At 47.8% G+C, this 14,687-nt stretch carries 14 protein-coding genes; 7 read left to right on the plus strand and 7 right to left on the minus strand.

Translation table 11 applies throughout. The features are described 5' to 3' along the window. Positions 1 to 117 precede the first annotated feature (117 nt). The gene (gene glpQ / locus EL341_RS00770; protein WP_074823904.1) at positions 118 to 1,215 is read right to left on the minus strand and encodes a glycerophosphodiester phosphodiesterase; all 1,098 of its coding nucleotides are present in this window, start codon (positions 1,213 to 1,215) and stop codon (positions 118 to 120) included. Between the two features lie 244 nt (positions 1,216 to 1,459). Continuing rightward, the gene (glpT, locus tag EL341_RS00775) at positions 1,460 to 2,815 is read right to left on the minus strand and encodes a glycerol-3-phosphate transporter (protein ID WP_074823907.1); all 1,356 of its coding nucleotides are present in this window, start codon (positions 2,813 to 2,815) and stop codon (positions 1,460 to 1,462) included. Positions 2,816 to 3,190: 375 nt separating this feature from the next. Between glpT and glpA the strand changes: the two genes are divergently transcribed. The 3 genes from glpA to glpC are packed head-to-tail and all read left to right on the plus strand — an operon-like array spanning position 3,191 to position 7,297. After that, positions 3,191 to 4,831: an anaerobic glycerol-3-phosphate dehydrogenase subunit A gene (gene glpA, locus EL341_RS00780; protein ID WP_047779614.1), complete on the plus strand. Its 1,641-nt coding sequence runs from the start codon at positions 3,191 to 3,193 to the stop codon at positions 4,829 to 4,831. Further along, a complete protein-coding gene (gene glpB / locus EL341_RS00785) occupies positions 4,821 to 6,092 on the plus strand; it encodes a glycerol-3-phosphate dehydrogenase subunit GlpB (protein ID WP_047779615.1) in 1,272 nt (423 codons plus the stop codon). Before glpA ends, glpB begins: the two co-directional genes overlap by 11 nt. Continuing rightward, positions 6,089 to 7,297 carry an anaerobic glycerol-3-phosphate dehydrogenase subunit GlpC gene (gene glpC / locus EL341_RS00790; protein ID WP_047779616.1) on the plus strand — a complete coding sequence of 403 codons (1,209 nt, stop codon included), beginning with the start codon at positions 6,089 to 6,091 and terminating at the stop codon, positions 7,295 to 7,297. Before glpB ends, glpC begins: the two co-directional genes overlap by 4 nt. 342 nt (positions 7,298 to 7,639) lie before the next feature. Here glpC and EL341_RS00795 read toward each other — a convergent pair whose 3' ends face one another. Then, on the minus strand, positions 7,640 to 8,200 hold the full coding sequence (locus EL341_RS00795; protein WP_047779617.1) for a DcrB-related protein: 561 nt from the start codon (positions 8,198 to 8,200) through the stop codon (positions 7,640 to 7,642). Positions 8,201 to 8,296: 96 nt separating this feature from the next. After that, entirely contained in the window at positions 8,297 to 8,962 is a 666-nt protein-coding gene (locus EL341_RS00800) for a 7-cyano-7-deazaguanine/7-aminomethyl-7-deazaguanine transporter (protein ID WP_074823917.1), read from the minus strand. A 265-nt stretch (positions 8,963 to 9,227) separates the two neighbouring features. Here EL341_RS00800 and tusA point away from each other — a divergent pair, with 265 nt between their 5' ends. Beyond that, on the plus strand, positions 9,228 to 9,476 hold the full coding sequence (gene tusA / locus EL341_RS00805) for a sulfurtransferase TusA (protein WP_047779619.1): 249 nt from the start codon (positions 9,228 to 9,230) through the stop codon (positions 9,474 to 9,476). A gap of 35 nt (positions 9,477 to 9,511) precedes the next feature. Here tusA and EL341_RS00810 read toward each other — a convergent pair whose 3' ends face one another. The 3 genes from EL341_RS00810 to rsmD form a co-directional block, all read right to left on the minus strand. Further along, positions 9,512 to 10,138 carry a lysoplasmalogenase gene (locus tag EL341_RS00810; RefSeq protein WP_126466785.1) on the minus strand — a complete coding sequence of 209 codons (627 nt, stop codon included), beginning with the start codon at positions 10,136 to 10,138 and terminating at the stop codon, positions 9,512 to 9,514. A gap of 63 nt (positions 10,139 to 10,201) precedes the next feature. After that, positions 10,202 to 10,465, minus strand: coding sequence for a DUF1145 family protein (locus EL341_RS00815; protein WP_047782438.1), 264 nt, complete (start codon positions 10,463 to 10,465; stop codon positions 10,202 to 10,204). A 4-nt stretch (positions 10,466 to 10,469) separates the two neighbouring features. After that, the gene (rsmD, locus tag EL341_RS00820; protein WP_126466787.1) at positions 10,470 to 11,084 is read right to left on the minus strand and encodes a 16S rRNA (guanine(966)-N(2))-methyltransferase; all 615 of its coding nucleotides are present in this window, start codon (positions 11,082 to 11,084) and stop codon (positions 10,470 to 10,472) included. Between the two features lie 318 nt (positions 11,085 to 11,402). On the opposite strand from rsmD, the gene ftsY reads away from it, so the two are divergent. The 3 genes from ftsY to ftsX are packed head-to-tail and all read left to right on the plus strand — an operon-like array spanning position 11,403 to position 14,569. Further along, positions 11,403 to 12,917, plus strand: coding sequence for a signal recognition particle-docking protein FtsY (gene ftsY / locus EL341_RS00825; protein ID WP_126466789.1), 1,515 nt, complete (start codon positions 11,403 to 11,405; stop codon positions 12,915 to 12,917). 4 nt (positions 12,918 to 12,921) lie between these two features. Beyond that, positions 12,922 to 13,596, plus strand: a complete 675-nt coding sequence (gene ftsE / locus EL341_RS00830) for a cell division ATP-binding protein FtsE (protein WP_047779623.1) — start codon at positions 12,922 to 12,924, stop codon at positions 13,594 to 13,596. Next, positions 13,583 to 14,569, plus strand: a complete 987-nt coding sequence (gene ftsX, locus EL341_RS00835; RefSeq protein ID WP_126466791.1) for a permease-like cell division protein FtsX — start codon at positions 13,583 to 13,585, stop codon at positions 14,567 to 14,569. Before ftsE ends, ftsX begins: the two co-directional genes overlap by 14 nt. The last annotated feature ends 118 nt before the right edge of the window (positions 14,570 to 14,687 follow it).

Here is a 14,687-nt window from a genome sequence, read left to right on the forward strand (position 1 = left end):
AAAAATGCAGTATCAGATTTAAAGCATTGAACGTAACAATCATGCAGACATAAACATTAGACGTCGGGGGAACCGAATTAGGCAGCGTAATGCTTAAGCGCTACGCTGCCGGATGGATTATTTATGCTGCCCCTCTTTTTGCAGGAACTGCACGGCCATATCCGGGAAGTCGGAGAACAGACCGTCAACCTTCGCTTGGTTATACATAATGTCCAGTAGCTGGTTCATGCTGGTCGCATAGGCGGGTAGGGCATCCGCGCGCAGGGTATAAGGGTGAACAACCATACCGCTGTTATGGGCATCTTTGGTCATTGAAGAAAGTTTTACGTCACCGGGTTTAGAGGCTTTAACATCCAGCAACATCGGATATTGAGGACCAATACCGTCCGCATATTTAGCGATTTCTTTCATGGCGCCCGGCTGGAACATCCAGTCATAGCTGTAATTCACCAGCTTACCTTCCGCATTTGGTTCAAAGGTTTCTTGCCAGTCGGTGAAGGCAATAAGCTGAACCAGTTTCAGGTCAACGCCTGCTTTTGGCATCAGCTCGGTTTTAATGCGTTTCAGTTCGTTGAAGTCAAAGCATTGAAGATAAACGTTATCGCTTTTCTTGGTATAACCATACTTTTTCAATACATCGAGGGTTTTCACCGAAATATCTTTGCCTTCGCTGCGGTGGAACCACGGTGCTTTAATTTCTGGATAAATACCGATGTTTTTACCGGTGGAGTGGTTTAAACCCTGAATAAACTCAATTTCTTCTTCGAAGGTATGAATACGGAAATCAGATTTGCCCATCGGGAAACGCCCCGGATAAGACTGCACTTTTTTACCGTCTTTAATATCAAAGCCTTCGGTAAATTTTAAGGATTTCACTTCATCCAACGTAAAGTCGATGGCGTAATAGCGGCCATCTTTGCGGGCACGGTCAGGAAAGCGCTCGGCCACGTCGGTCACGCGGTCCAGATAATGATCGTGTAATACAACCAGATGGTCATCTTTGGTCATGACCAGATCTTGCTCAAGAAAATCGGCACCTTGCTGATAGGCCATCGCTTTCGACGGTAAAGTATGTTCAGGCAGATAGCCGCTGGCGCCGCGGTGAGCAATAACAATTTTGTCGGTCTTATGGTTCTTTTCGGTGGCATCGGCGGCTGAAGCAAGAGACATACTCAGTACGATTCCTGTTAGTAGCGTTTTAAAACCTATTTTCATAAGTTTTTTCTCCATATTTTAATGACATAGGTAAGAATATAGGTAGGGGGAGAACACCAGAGACCCCGCTACTTATGCAGCGCGTTTTTCAGTGTATGGCTTATTTTTTTATTAGTATCAGTTGAATAACTGGTGGTGATAATACCCGCGGAAGATGACATTTTTGTGACGTCCGCGGGTATTGTTTTGAACTACTTATTTTAAGTTGCACCAGGCTGCTGCCGATAGTGCAACGATAATCTGATTATGCTGAGTGTTTAGCCAGCATTTCAGCTTTATGTTTGTTTTCGCTGATCATAGTCAGTACCAGCAGCACAACTGCCAGGCAGCTACCGCCGATCATTACCATAAAGCCGCCATCCCAACCGAAGAAGTCAACGGTATAACCTACGATGGCGCTAGCGGCAACAGAACCGCCCAGATAACCGAACAGACCGGTGAAGCCCGCAGCAGTACCAGCGGCTTTCTTCGGAGCCAGTTCCAGAGCGTGCAGACCGATTAACATAACCGGACCATAGATTAGGAAGCCGATAACGGTCATACAAGCCATATCGATGCCAGGGTTGCCGGCTGGGTTCATCCAGTAAACGACAGTGGCGATAGTAACCAGAACCATAAAGAACACACCGGTTGCACCACGGTTGCCTTTAAAGACTTTATCCGACATCCAACCACACAGTAATGTACCCGGAATACCTGCATACTCGTACAGGAAGTAGGCCCAGGATGATTTATCCAGTGCGAAATGCTTAACTTCTTTCAGATAAGTTGGTGACCAGTCCAGAATACCGTAACGCAGTAAATAGACGAATACGTTAGCGATGGCGATATACCACAACAGTTTATTAGGGAAGACATACTTCATGAAAATTTCTTTTGCAGTCAGTTCTTCTTCCGCTTCTTCGGAGTAATCCGGTGGGTAGTCATTTTTATACTCTTCAATCGGTGGTAAACCACAAGATTGAGGGGTATCACGCATTAGAGCGAAGGCAATAATCGCGATGACAATGGCGCCCAGAGCTGGCATGTAGAACGCCGCTTTCCAGTCGTTAAACCAAGCCATACCCAACAGGAATAATAAAGGAGGAATACCACCGCCGACGTTATGAGCACAGTTCCAAATTGAGACGATACCACCGCGCTCTTTCTGGGACCACCAGTGCACCATAGTACGACCACATGGAGGCCAACCCATACCCTGGAACCAACCACAGGCGAACAGCAGGACAAACATCACCATAATGCTGGAGGTTGCCCATGGAACAAAGCCCATAACCAACATGACCAGCGCGGCTAAGATCAGGCCCGCCGGTAAGAATACTCTTGGGTTAGAACGGTCTGATACCGAACCCATGATGAATTTAGAGAAACCATAAGCAATTGAGATGCCTGACAGGGCAAAGCCCAGATCGCCGCGGCTGAAACCTTGTTCGACCAAATAAGGCATTGCCAAAGCAAAGTTCTTACGAACCAGATAGTACGCCGCATAGCCGAAGAAGATCCCCATGAAAATCTGCCAACGCAGTTTGCGATAGGTGGGATCTATCTTATCCTTAGGGAGTCGCGCAATATGTGCCGCGGGTTTAAATATACTTAACATTATGCCTCCACTGGCAGTGATTCATCTCTATATTTTCGTATGAGTATGTTTTTAGAGTGAGTCGCCATAAATACGCTCACATTTTTTCTTTATCGCTCACTATATTATCTGTTTATTGCCAGATGATATGTGACCTGACGCGAATTATACGATTTTTTTACTTTCGTGGCGCGGAATGTATCATTTCTATAACTTTTTTGGGCGCTAATTTACATATTTGATGTGATGCGCATCACGAAAATGTTCTTTTTTGAGCGTTTATCTTTTTATTGTGCTCGAATTTGCTCCTTATCAAACAATTCCCCTGCAATGTGTGCGTAAATAGCAGTATGAGAATTTTCTGAATTGACAGAATAAGACCGGGAGCAAAAGTCAATGAGCGGTTTTTCCTCGAACGAGACGGATGTCATCATCATTGGTGGTGGAGCGACAGGTGCTGGCGTTGCCAGAGACTGCGCCCGTCGTGGATTACGTACCGTTTTGCTTGAACGTTATGATATTGCCACCGGCGCGACCGGCCGCAATCATGGCTTATTGCATAGCGGTGCTCGGTATGCGGTTACGGATGCGGAATCGGCCCGTGAGTGTATAGAAGAAAACAAAATTTTAAAACGCATCGCCCGTCACTGCGTAGAGCCGACCAATGGTCTGTTTCTGACCCTGCCGGAAGATGATATGTCATTTCAGGCAACGTTTATTCAAGCCTGTCAGGCTGCGGGCATTGACGCCAAGGCTCTGGATCCCAAAGAAGCATTACGCTTAGAGCCGTCAGCTAACCCAGATATGTTGGGGGCGGTACAGGTTCCCGACGGTACCGTCGATCCATTCCGCCTGACCGCGGCCAATATGTTGGATGCGCGTGAACACGGTGCAGAAGTGTTGACCTACCATGAGGTCATTGGCCTGATTCGTCATAACGATCGCGTAACCGGTGTGAAGGTTTTTGACCATTACCAGAAAGAAACCAAAGATATTTATGGCTCCATTGTGGTGAATGCTGGGGGAATATGGGGGCAGCATATTGCCGAATACGCCGATTTACGCGTTCGTATGTTCCCGGCCAAAGGTGCGCTACTTATTATGGGGCACCGAATCAACAATATGGTGATTAACCGCTGCCGCAAGCCGGCGGACGCCGATATTCTGGTGCCGGGAGATACCATTTCATTAATTGGCACAACCTCAACGCGAATTCCTTACGACCAAATTGACAATATGATTGTTACGCCGGAAGAGGTGGATGTTCTGATTCGTGAAGGTACCAAGCTGTCACCGAGAATGGCTCACACTCGAATTCTACGCGCCTATGCCGGGGTTCGTCCGCTGGTGGCCAGTGATGATGATCCGTCAGGACGTAACGTGAGTCGCGGTATTGTCTTACTGGATCACGCTGTGCGCGATGGTCTGGAAGGGTTTGTGACCATTACCGGTGGCAAGCTAATGACCTACCGCCTGATGGCTGAATGGGCCACTGATAAAGTGTGTGAAAAGCTGGGGCACAGCGGAAAATGTACCACCGCAGAAGAAGCGCTACCGGGTTCACGCCATTCTGCCGAAGAGACGCTGCGTAAGGTGGTTTCCCTGCCGTCGACTATTCGAGGTTCTGCGGTTTATCGCCACGGCGATCGGGCAACTCAACTGATGGCGAATGGGCGTTTAGATAACAGTTTAGTGTGTGAATGCGAAGCGGTCACCGCTGGTGAAGTGCGTTATGCGGTTGAATCCTTAACCGTCAATAATCTGATTGATTTGCGTCGCCGTACCCGCGTTGGGATGGGGACCTGTCAGGGTGAGCTGTGTGCTTGCCGCGCCGCTGGCTTATTGAATCGCTTCAAAATTTCATCTCCTCAGCAGTCGTTGACTCAGCTTTCCACTTTTCTGAATGAGCGTTGGAAAGGCGTTAGGCCAATCGCCTGGGGAGATGCGCTGCGTGAAAGTGAGTTTACCAGTTGGGTTTATCTGGGGCTGTGTGGGATAGATGCATCGTCCGTGACGGAGAAAAATGATGAAATTTGATGTCGCTATTATTGGCGGTGGTTTAGCCGGTTTGACCTGTGGTATTCAACTGGCTGAGCAGGGCAAACGCTGCGCTATTATTAGTGCCGGGCAAAGTGCCCTGCATTTTTCGTCCGGTTCACTGGATTTTTTAAGCTATAGGCCGGATGGCTCAGCGATCGATAACCCTTTGGATGCGCTGGCTGAACTGGCAAAACATTCGCCAGAACATCCCTATTCGCTGTTAGGTGCCGAATGCGTGAAGCAGATGGCGGGGCAGGCTGAGCGCTTGTTGCAGGATTGCGGTTTACACTTTAACGGTAGTATTGATCATAACCATTTGCGGGTTACGCCGCTGGGCACATTACGCGCGACTTGGTTGAGTCCGGTTGAGGTACCAACGGCGGCGATTAATCGCCCGCTACCGTGGAAGCGCATTGCTGTTGTCGGTATTGAGGGTTTTCTGGATTTTCAGCCACAGTTAGCGGCGGGTTCATTGGCTGAACAGGGCATTGAGGTTACCACTGATTATCTGCATGTTCCGGCTCTCGATCGTTTGCGTAATAATCCCAGTGAGTTTCGCGCCACTAATATTTCTCGCGTATTGGATCTGCCGGAAAATACCGAACTGTTAGCTGAAGAGTTAGTTCGTTTGGCTGATGATGTTGATGCGGTGATTTTACCGGCGTGTATTGGCTTGGAAAACGCGAAGTCCGTATCGCTATTATGCGCCAGAGTTGGTAAGCCGGTGATGTTAGTGCCAACGTTACCGCCATCTTTGCTGGGTATTCGTATGCATCAGGCGTTGCGTCGTCGCTTCCAACAGCTTGGTGGTCAGTTTATGCCGGGTGATTCAGTGCTGCGCGCAGAGATAGACGGGCAGTGCGTTAAGAAAATATATACCCGTAATCATACCGATATTCCGGTGGTGGCGGATCAGGTGGTGCTAGCCAGCGGCAGCTTCTTTAGCAATGGTTTAATTGCCGAGTTTGACCGAATTTATGAGCCAGTTTTTGGCTTGGACGTATTAGATGCCAGTCAACGAGGCGACTGGACTCAGGAAAATATGTTCTCTCCTCAGCCTTACCTGCGTTTTGGTGTTAAAACCGATCAAACCCTACGTGGTACGGTTGATGGTAAGCCACTTAGTAACCTTTATATTATTGGCGCGGTATTAGGGGGTTATGACCCGTTACAGCAGGGATGCGGTGCCGGTGTGTCTCTGGTCACTGCGCAATATGTCGCACAACAGATTCTCGCTTTGGCGGAGGTGGCAGCATGAGCCTGACATCGGATAACAGCTTTGAAAGCTGCATTAAATGTACCGTTTGTACCACTTATTGCCCGGTAGCCAAGGTGAATCCTAACTATCCGGGGCCGAAACAGGCTGGGCCGGACGGTGAGCGTTTACGTTTGAAGGATCCTGCCTTATTTGATGAGGCATTGAAGTACTGCACTAACTGCAAGCGCTGTGAAGTTGCCTGCCCATCCGACGTGAAAATTGGCGATATTATCCAGCGGGCGCGTATTAACTACAGTAAACCTAAGTTTAAGCTGCGGGACGCTATTCTGAGTAATACCGACTTGATGGGCTCGCTGTCTACTCCGTTTGCCCCCGTCGTGAATGCGGCCGTTGGTTTGAAGCCGGTTAAAAAGCTGTTGGACAGCGCACTAAAAATCGACCACCGCCGTCAGTTGCCAAAATACTCTTTTGGCACTTTCCGTCATTGGTACCGTAAGCAGGCAGCGGAACAACAGAAGTTTGATGAACAGATTGCGTTTTTTCACGGCTGCTTTGTTAACTACAACCATCCGCAACTGGGGAAAGATTTAGTTCGCGTATTCAATAATATGGGAATTGGCGTTCAACTGTTGAAGCGAGAAAAGTGCTGCGGTGTGCCACTAATTGCCAATGGTTTTATCGATCAGGCTAAAAAGCAGGCCAGAGTAAACGCGGATTCGCTAGTTGATGCGGTGATTGGCAAAGGCATGCCGGTGGTAGCCACCTCGTCAACCTGTACCTTTACCCTGCGGGATGAATATCCGCACCTGTTGGGTATCGATACCACGCCAGTGCGTGAGCAGGTTGAGCTGGCGACACGCTATCTTTATCGTTTGCTGTCTGAGGGTAGGGAACTGAAGCTGAAGCATACGCCAATGCGCATTGCCTATCATACGCCTTGCCATATGGAGAAGATGGGGTGGACCGCATACACGCTGGCATTATTGGAGCGTATTCCCGGCGTTGAGTTGATAGTGCTTGAATCTCAGTGCTGCGGTATTGCCGGTACGTATGGCTTTAAAAAAGAGAATTATGAAACCTCGCAGGGCATTGGCGCTTCGCTATTCCGCCAAATTGAAGAGAGCGGCGTGGACTTTGTGGTGACCGATTGTGAAACCTGTAAATGGCAGATCGAAATGTCCACCAGTAAACGTTGTGAGCATCCAATCACGTTATTGGCGCAGGCATTGGCTGATGAGGATTGATGATTGGGTTACAGGTATGAGTTTGTGATGAATAAGGGCGATCGTTTGATCGCCTTAAGATTTCTAGTATAGCGTTTCAAGTTGGATTCAGTAGTTACTACTTGTCCTGCGTCCGGCTAATTTGCAAGAATATTTCTCTTTAGTGCTCAGATAGAAGATCATCCATACTCAGCCACAGAGTGCGTCGGGCCTAGCCGGGCTACGGGCACTCCGGCTGGCAAGCCAGCTACGACCCCCACGCCCGTCTCTCCCGTCGATTGAGTGTATTAGAATTTTCTCATTAATCTAAGGGCGATCGTTTGATCGCCCTCTTTTTATATTTTTATGATGAAGTTAAGAATCTTATTGCTTAATTTTCAGAGAGCTGATGAATTTATCCACCGCTTTTTCTGCGTCAGCCTGCTGGTCAATTGGGTAGGTAATCTGCATGGTTAGTAGCTGATCATCAATTTGGCCTAACAGCGTAGATGAGAAGTTCTTTTTACCATCAATCTTGATGGCAGTATCCAGACGCTGTAATTGTTGACCGCTGGCTTCTACGTTGGTTTTTTTGATCACGACCAGTTCGCTATCGCGCATTTTTTGTTGGTCTTCCATGCGGGTAAGCAGGTTTTCCAGAGAATCACCCGGCATGGAGCTGCTAATAACAATCAGCATTTTCTGTGCATTATTATCGGCGTAGACCGCCATATTGGTGGTTTGAGAGGTATTTTTACCGCTCTGATCCTGTAGACCATCTGGTACGGTAAAGCTGACTTTTCCACCCAATGCGCTGATTTGTTGAGCGGACTGTTCTGTGGAAGCACTATTTCCTGCTGGAGTCGATTGCTCTTTACCACCGTCACAGGCGGCAAGGCTAGCGGCGAACAGGCACAGACCTATAATCTTAACTATCTTCTGCATGGTACTTCCTTAAATTGATAAGCTGACGCTTTGGGATGAAATGAACGGGATAAAAATATCACTTCTATGGCTATCTCGCCAAATAATCTGCCAATTTTATCCGTGCAACAGCTTTGGCGAGGCGTTGGTTTGAACCAAACGCTTAAGCAAAACATTCAATAAAATGCCATACATTGGCAGGAAGAACAGGGCACAGATAATCAGTTTGAAAGCATAGTCTACCAGCGCGATTTCTACCCAGTTTTCGGCCATAAAGGCGTTAGTGCTGTTATAGAAAGCGATAGAGAAGAAGGCAATAGTGTCACTTAAGTTACCGAATACCGCCGATACGCTGGGCGCGATCCACCAGGTTTTTAACTGACGGAAACGATTGAACACATAAATATCTAAAATCTGACCCAATACGTAAGCCATAAAGCTGGCAATGGCAATTCTGGCCACCACCAAATTGAAGCTATAAATCGACTGATAGCCTTGCCATGAACCATCATAGAATAAGGTGGATAATAGATAAGAGATAGCCAGCGCCGGGATCATCACCACCAGAATAATTCTACGCGCCAACGGAGCGCCAAACACCCGAACGGTCAGGTCAGTGGTGAGAAAAATAAATGGGAACGTGAATGCGCCCCAAGTGGTATGGAAACCGAAAATACTGATCGGTAGCTGCACCAGATAGTTGCTGGACGCAATGATCAGAATATGGAAAAACGATAGCCAAATTAGCGCACGCAGACGCTGCTGAGGTGAAAATTCAAACATTTTTTTGACCTTTTTAGTTGAGTATTAACACTCTGTTGGGGTGAGGGAACCCAACCTATGCATGGATAAAATAGTTTATACGCCCAATAAAGCGAACGGCAAATGATACTCAGTTGTGGTATTAATGCAATCCTTGACTGTTTTTTATTCGTTATCGGTTCCAAGGTGCGGAAACGTTTTTTATTAACTTGGCTTGCACTGATAACCCATCGTATTAAACTAGTGCGGTTAGTAATCGCCCCTATTCTATTGATTTGAGATTTTCATGACTGATTTATTTACCCATCCGGATAAAACCCTTGATGCGTTAGGGCTACGCTGCCCTGAGCCGGTAATGATGGTGCGCAAAGCGGTACGCCATATGGAAGCCGGACAAACCTTGCTGATAGTGGCTGACGATCCTGCGACGACGCGTGATATTCCGGGTTTCTGTCGGTTTATGGATCACGAATTGCTCGGTGCAGACACCGAGCAATTACCGTATCGGTATTTAATTCGTAAGGGCAGTGCCTAGCGCTAGCCAGGTTGTTTCACTCTGAGAGTGGTGGGTCAAATATGTAATGACCTGACAATCATAAAGTGACCGAGGAAGTAACCGACAGCGATAATGGCGTTGGCCGCCTGAAAAGGCTGGCGATAGCGATTGGTCAGCCAAATCATGGCGGTAACCAATAGCAGTGTGCTACCAACCAATTGGCTAAAGCTCATATCGCTGGGCTGAGTAAGATAGCCTTCCGCAGCAACCCATACCATCAAGACTGTCATGGCGATATAAGTGGCGACCGGCCAACGCATATCCTCCAGACGATTCCACAGTAGCAGAATCACGGCAAGTCCAACCACAAACAGTATGACAATCAGCGGCCAGTAAAAACTCAGCTTTAGCGGACTGGCAAAATACAGCGTGTAGAGTAAGTGGGAAATAAATAGCGCACCCACGGTATATAGCATCCGTTCCTGAGGGAGCATTTGGACAATATCGCTCACCAAGCTGGCTAACAGACCCAATATAATCAAATAGCTAAAGGTGGTCAGCTCCGGAGCCTGCCATGCCCACAATAACATCAACAGCATGGTGACGGGTTTAAATACCCAACATTGCCATTTAGGACCACGGTAAGCGGAGTCGATATATATCCAGCCTGAGAAAATCACGGCTAAAAATGGCCAACTCATAGTTCTTCCCTCGGTTATCTTTCTGCCATGTTGTTATGACTAAGTTTAGGGCGCTTACGCGGTTTATGGCTTATTTTTTTGTTGCCAGGCGATCAGCTCAAATACGCCAAAGACAAAAATCTTAAACTCCTGCCAACCGCTGATTTTAGGCCCATCTTTAGGCAAGGTTGATTTCAACATCATTAATTGCAAGCCGTGCATAAAAAACATAAAGGCCATGGCGACATGCATAAAGTACTTTAACGGGCTGGGAAACGGCTGAAATAAATTCAGCAGGAGGAATCCCCATACGCCAAGCATTAACAGGCGACCCAGATTAATAAAGATTTGTTTAAGCATCATCATCTTCCTGTTGTTCCAATACGCTCAGTGACTGGCGATGGTATAGGCGATAGGCAACCTGCCCGGCGGTTTTCTCACGATGTAAACGCCAGTTGGTTGGTACGTCTAGATTGCTGTGCTCAGTTTCCGCTTCGAGATAAATCCAGGCCTCATCAGCCAGCCAGCCCTGTTTTTCCAGTAAGGCGATGGTGTCGGGTAACAGACCGCAGCGAAAAGGCGGATCGAGAAATACCACATTAAATGCGCTGCCCGGTTGAGCCAACCAGTTAAGGGCGTTGGTATGTACGACCTGTCCTTTGTCTGAATTAAGCAGTGCCAGATTTTTTTGTAATTGCTGAGCGATAGACTTTTCGGCTTCTAGTAACACCGTTTCTCCGGCATAGCGGGAAAGTGCTTCAAATCCTAGTGAGCCACTACCGGCAAAACAGTCGAGACATTTAGCATCATAAAGTACCGGAGCCAGCCAGTTAAACAGGGTTTCACGTACCCGGTCGGTGGTTGGACGTAGGCCGGGACTATCCGGCACCGGTAGCTTTCTGCCTCGCCATTGTCCGCCAATAATCCGTATCTGTCCGGCTTTGTGTGGCTGTGGTTTTTTACTCATACGCTCTGCTATTGGTTAACGGTATGTGAAGAATCTATCGCTATTATAGCGGCAGCCGGTCAATTTAAAAATCGGCTTTAGCCAAAAGGGCGGTGAATGATGTTTGGCAGGAATGGATGCCACCGAGGATTAACTCTTATTTATCTTATTGAGGGAGTAAGGATTGCATGATTTTAATCCGATGGATGTTAAAATATCAGGCTTCAGAGATAACAGTGATTCAAATAGCGAATTGATATCTATCATTCCTTGATGAGTGTTAGACTTAAGCTATCTGTAAGTGTGCGTAATACTAGGGTGGAGGTTGTTGTTACAACTATGGCAAAAAATAAAAAACGCGGTTTATTTTCCTGGTTAGGCTTTAACCGTCAGGATGAAGAGGTTAAGCAACAGGAAGAATTAACCCAAGAAATTGAACAGCAACAGTCTGATGATTTATTACCTGCTTCAGAACCGGTTACCGATGCCATTTCTGAGCATACCGATCGCGCTAATGCTGATGCCGCCGCCACTGATACCGATGTTACGCCAGAACTCCATTTGGAACAGACGGCGGAAGCCGGTGCGCCAGAGGAAACTTATGACGATCCGTTAACGCCGTTGGTTGAGCCTCGTGAACAGGCTTTTCAGGTTATTGAGACGCAGGCTGCTAAACAGCAGGTTGCACTGACCGCGACAGATGATGAAGTGGAAACGGCTCGCGAACAGAATGAACAGGCTGAATACGATGATACTGATGTGGTTGATGAGCCGGTTTTCAATCAGACCGAATCATTAGATGAAGAAATCGATGAAGCTCTGGCCGCTGAGGCCCAGCGAACCGATGCTGAAGACCCCGAGCAGATTATCGAGGAAGAAGAGCAACAAGCGTTAGAGGACTCTTTTGAACAGCAAGAGCAGGAAAGACCAACCAAAGAAGGCTTCTTTGCTCGCTTAAAACGCAGCCTGTTAAAAACTAAACAGAATCTGGGTTCTGGCTTTATCAGTCTGTTTCGCGGTAAGCGAATTGATGATGATTTGTTCGAAGAACTGGAAGAACAACTCTTGATCGCCGACGTTGGCGTCAATACCACTAGTAAAATCATCGCTTCTTTGACTGAACACGCCAGCCGCCGCGATCTTAAGGATGCGGAATCGCTGTATGGCAAGCTAAAAGAAGAGATGGCAGATATTCTGCAAAAAGTTGAGCAACCGCTGGATGTCACCGGCCATAAGCCGTTTGTTATTTTAATGGTTGGGGTTAACGGTGTAGGTAAAACCACCACTATTGGTAAGTTGGCTCGTCAGTTTCAGGCTGAAGGCAAATCTGTCATGCTGGCCGCAGGTGATACTTTCCGCGCCGCAGCAGTAGAGCAATTACAGGTCTGGGGACAGCGTAATAAAATCCCGGTGGTGGCACAGCATACTGGCGCAGATTCAGCCTCGGTCATTTTTGATGCCATTCAGGCGGCGCAGTCCCGCGGCGTTGACGTATTAATTGCTGATACAGCCGGGCGGTTACAGAATAAATCGCACCTGATGGAAGAGTTGAAGAAAATTGTGCGGGTGATGAAAAAGCTGGATGAGAATGCACCACACGAAATTATGCTGACGATTGACGCCAGTACCGGTCAAAATGCTATCAGCCAGACTAAACTATTTGATGAAGCCATTGGCTTGACGGGAATTACCTTAACTAAGCTGGACGGTACCGCAAAAGGCGGGGTGATTTTCTCCGTTGCTGACCAGTTTGGTATACCTATTCGTTATATTGGGGTAGGGGAAGGTATTGAGGATTTACGGCCTTTCCAAGCCGATGATTTTATAGAAGCGCTTTTCGCCCGAGAGGATTAAAACGATGATTCGTTTTGAACAAGTCAGCAAAGCTTATTTAGGCGGCCAGCAGGCATTGCAGGGGGTTAACTTCCATCTGCAACAGGCTGAAATGGCTTTCTTAACCGGTCATTCCGGTGCCGGTAAGAGTACGTTACTTAAGCTGATTTGTGGTATTGAACGCCCCAGCGATGGCCACATCTGGTTTTCCGGCCACGATGTCAGCCGCCTGAAGCATGCTGAAGTGCCTTTTCTACGCCGCCAGATCGGTATGATTTTTCAGGATCATAATCTGTTGGCCGACCGCACGGTGTATGACAATGTTTCATTGCCGATGATTATCTGTGGCGCCAGTCCAGAAGAGATCCGTCGTCGTGCTTCCGCCGCGTTAGATAAAGTCGGGCTACTGGATAAAGCCAAGTGTTTCCCAGTACAGCTTTCCGGCGGTGAGCAACAGCGAGTAGGTATTGCCCGGGCGGTAGTGAATAAACCTTCGGTATTATTGGCGGATGAGCCTACCGGGAATTTGGACGATGAACTGTCGGCCGGTATTCTCCGGTTGTTTGAGGAGTTTAACCGAGTCGGAGTGACGGTTTTGATGGCCACCCATGATAGCGGGCTAATTGCCAGTCGTTCTTACCGAGTGCTGACGCTTTCCCATGGTCGTTTAAGCGGGGGGGATGCCGATGCGCGGTACTAATCGTCAGGTAAAAAAAGCTTCATCTGCGGGGAATAAAACCAATATACCGTCTCGCAATACCGGAGGATGGCGCGAACAGTGGCGCTACGCCTGGCAAAATACCTTTGTTGATATGCTGCGTCAGCCGCTGGCGACATTTTTGACGATTATGGTGATTGCCATTTCGTTGACGCTGCCGAGCCTGTGCTATTTGGTATGGAAGAATGTGAATCAGGCTGCAACCCAGTGGTACCCAACGCCGCAAATTACCATTTATCTGGATAAGAAACTGGATGAGTCGGCGGCAGCAGGCGTTATCACTCAGATTAACGGGTTGAGTGGCGTTGAGAAGGTTAACTATATTTCCCGTGATAATGCCTTGAATGAATTCCGGGAGTGGTCAGGCTTTGGTAGTGCGCTGGATATGCTTAGCGATAATCCGCTGCCAGCGTTGGCGATTGTTTCCCCTAAAGCGGATGCTCTTAGTTCGGATGCCTTGGTAAAACTGCGGGAAGAAATACGCCAGATTCAGGGCGTGAACGATGTGAAGACCGATGATAGCTGGTTCTCTCGTTTATCGGCGTTAACCAAACTGGTCGGCAATATCGCCGGTACGATTGCGGTATTAATGATAGTTGCCGTGTTTTTGGTGATTGGTAACAGTGTTCGACTGAATATTTTCAGCCGTCGCGATACCATCAGTATCATGAAATTGATCGGCGCTACCGACGGATTTATTCTACGGCCGTTCCTGAATGGCGGGATGTTACTGGGATTATTGGGTGCCGTATTGTCGCTGATTATGTCTCAGGCGTTGGTTTGGTCGCTGGATTCCGCTGTGGCGGAAACGGCAAAGGTGTTTGGCACACTGTTTTCCATCAAGGGCCTAAGCTGGGATGAAAGCCTGTTACTGCTGGTGGTTTCAGCCATGATTGGTTGGGTGGCGGCATGGTTGGCAACGGTGCGACATTTACGCCAATTTACACCAAGATAAATTAATTTTGTTATACTATAAAAGTTGTGCTACGTGATGAGATGCTGTTATGGTTTGGGTTGTGCCGGATAGTTTGAAAGAGATAAACATCGTCTGCATTATCTGATGACATACAGCA

The sequence above is a fragment of the Pragia fontium genome (assembly GCF_900638655.1).
Taxonomy (GTDB): Bacteria; Pseudomonadota; Gammaproteobacteria; order Enterobacterales; family Enterobacteriaceae; genus Pragia; species Pragia fontium.

What these genes read in the sequence shown, in the direction of transcription:
- glpQ (WP_074823904.1), bottom strand. Translation starts at nt 1,215, where the DNA reads ATGAAAATAGGTTTTAAAACGCTACTAACAGGAATCGTACTGAGTATG.
- ftsY (WP_126466789.1), top strand. Translation starts at nt 11,403, where the DNA reads ATGGCAAAAAATAAAAAACGCGGTTTATTTTCCTGGTTAGGCTTTAAC.
- rsmD (WP_126466787.1), bottom strand. Translation starts at nt 11,084, where the DNA reads ATGAGTAAAAAACCACAGCCACACAAAGCCGGACAGATACGGATTATT.
- EL341_RS00810 (WP_126466785.1), bottom strand. Translation starts at nt 10,138, where the DNA reads ATGAGTTGGCCATTTTTAGCCGTGATTTTCTCAGGCTGGATATATATC.
- EL341_RS00800 (WP_074823917.1), bottom strand. Translation starts at nt 8,962, where the DNA reads ATGTTTGAATTTTCACCTCAGCAGCGTCTGCGTGCGCTAATTTGGCTA.
- tusA (WP_047779619.1), top strand. Translation starts at nt 9,228, where the DNA reads ATGACTGATTTATTTACCCATCCGGATAAAACCCTTGATGCGTTAGGG.
- glpB (WP_047779615.1), top strand. Translation starts at nt 4,821, where the DNA reads ATGAAATTTGATGTCGCTATTATTGGCGGTGGTTTAGCCGGTTTGACC.
- glpA (WP_047779614.1), top strand. Translation starts at nt 3,191, where the DNA reads ATGAGCGGTTTTTCCTCGAACGAGACGGATGTCATCATCATTGGTGGT.
- glpC (WP_047779616.1), top strand. Translation starts at nt 6,089, where the DNA reads ATGAGCCTGACATCGGATAACAGCTTTGAAAGCTGCATTAAATGTACC.
- EL341_RS00795 (WP_047779617.1), bottom strand. Translation starts at nt 8,200, where the DNA reads ATGCAGAAGATAGTTAAGATTATAGGTCTGTGCCTGTTCGCCGCTAGC.
- ftsX (WP_126466791.1), top strand. Translation starts at nt 13,583, where the DNA reads ATGCGCGGTACTAATCGTCAGGTAAAAAAAGCTTCATCTGCGGGGAAT.
- ftsE (WP_047779623.1), top strand. Translation starts at nt 12,922, where the DNA reads ATGATTCGTTTTGAACAAGTCAGCAAAGCTTATTTAGGCGGCCAGCAG.
- glpT (WP_074823907.1), bottom strand. Translation starts at nt 2,815, where the DNA reads ATGTTAAGTATATTTAAACCCGCGGCACATATTGCGCGACTCCCTAAG.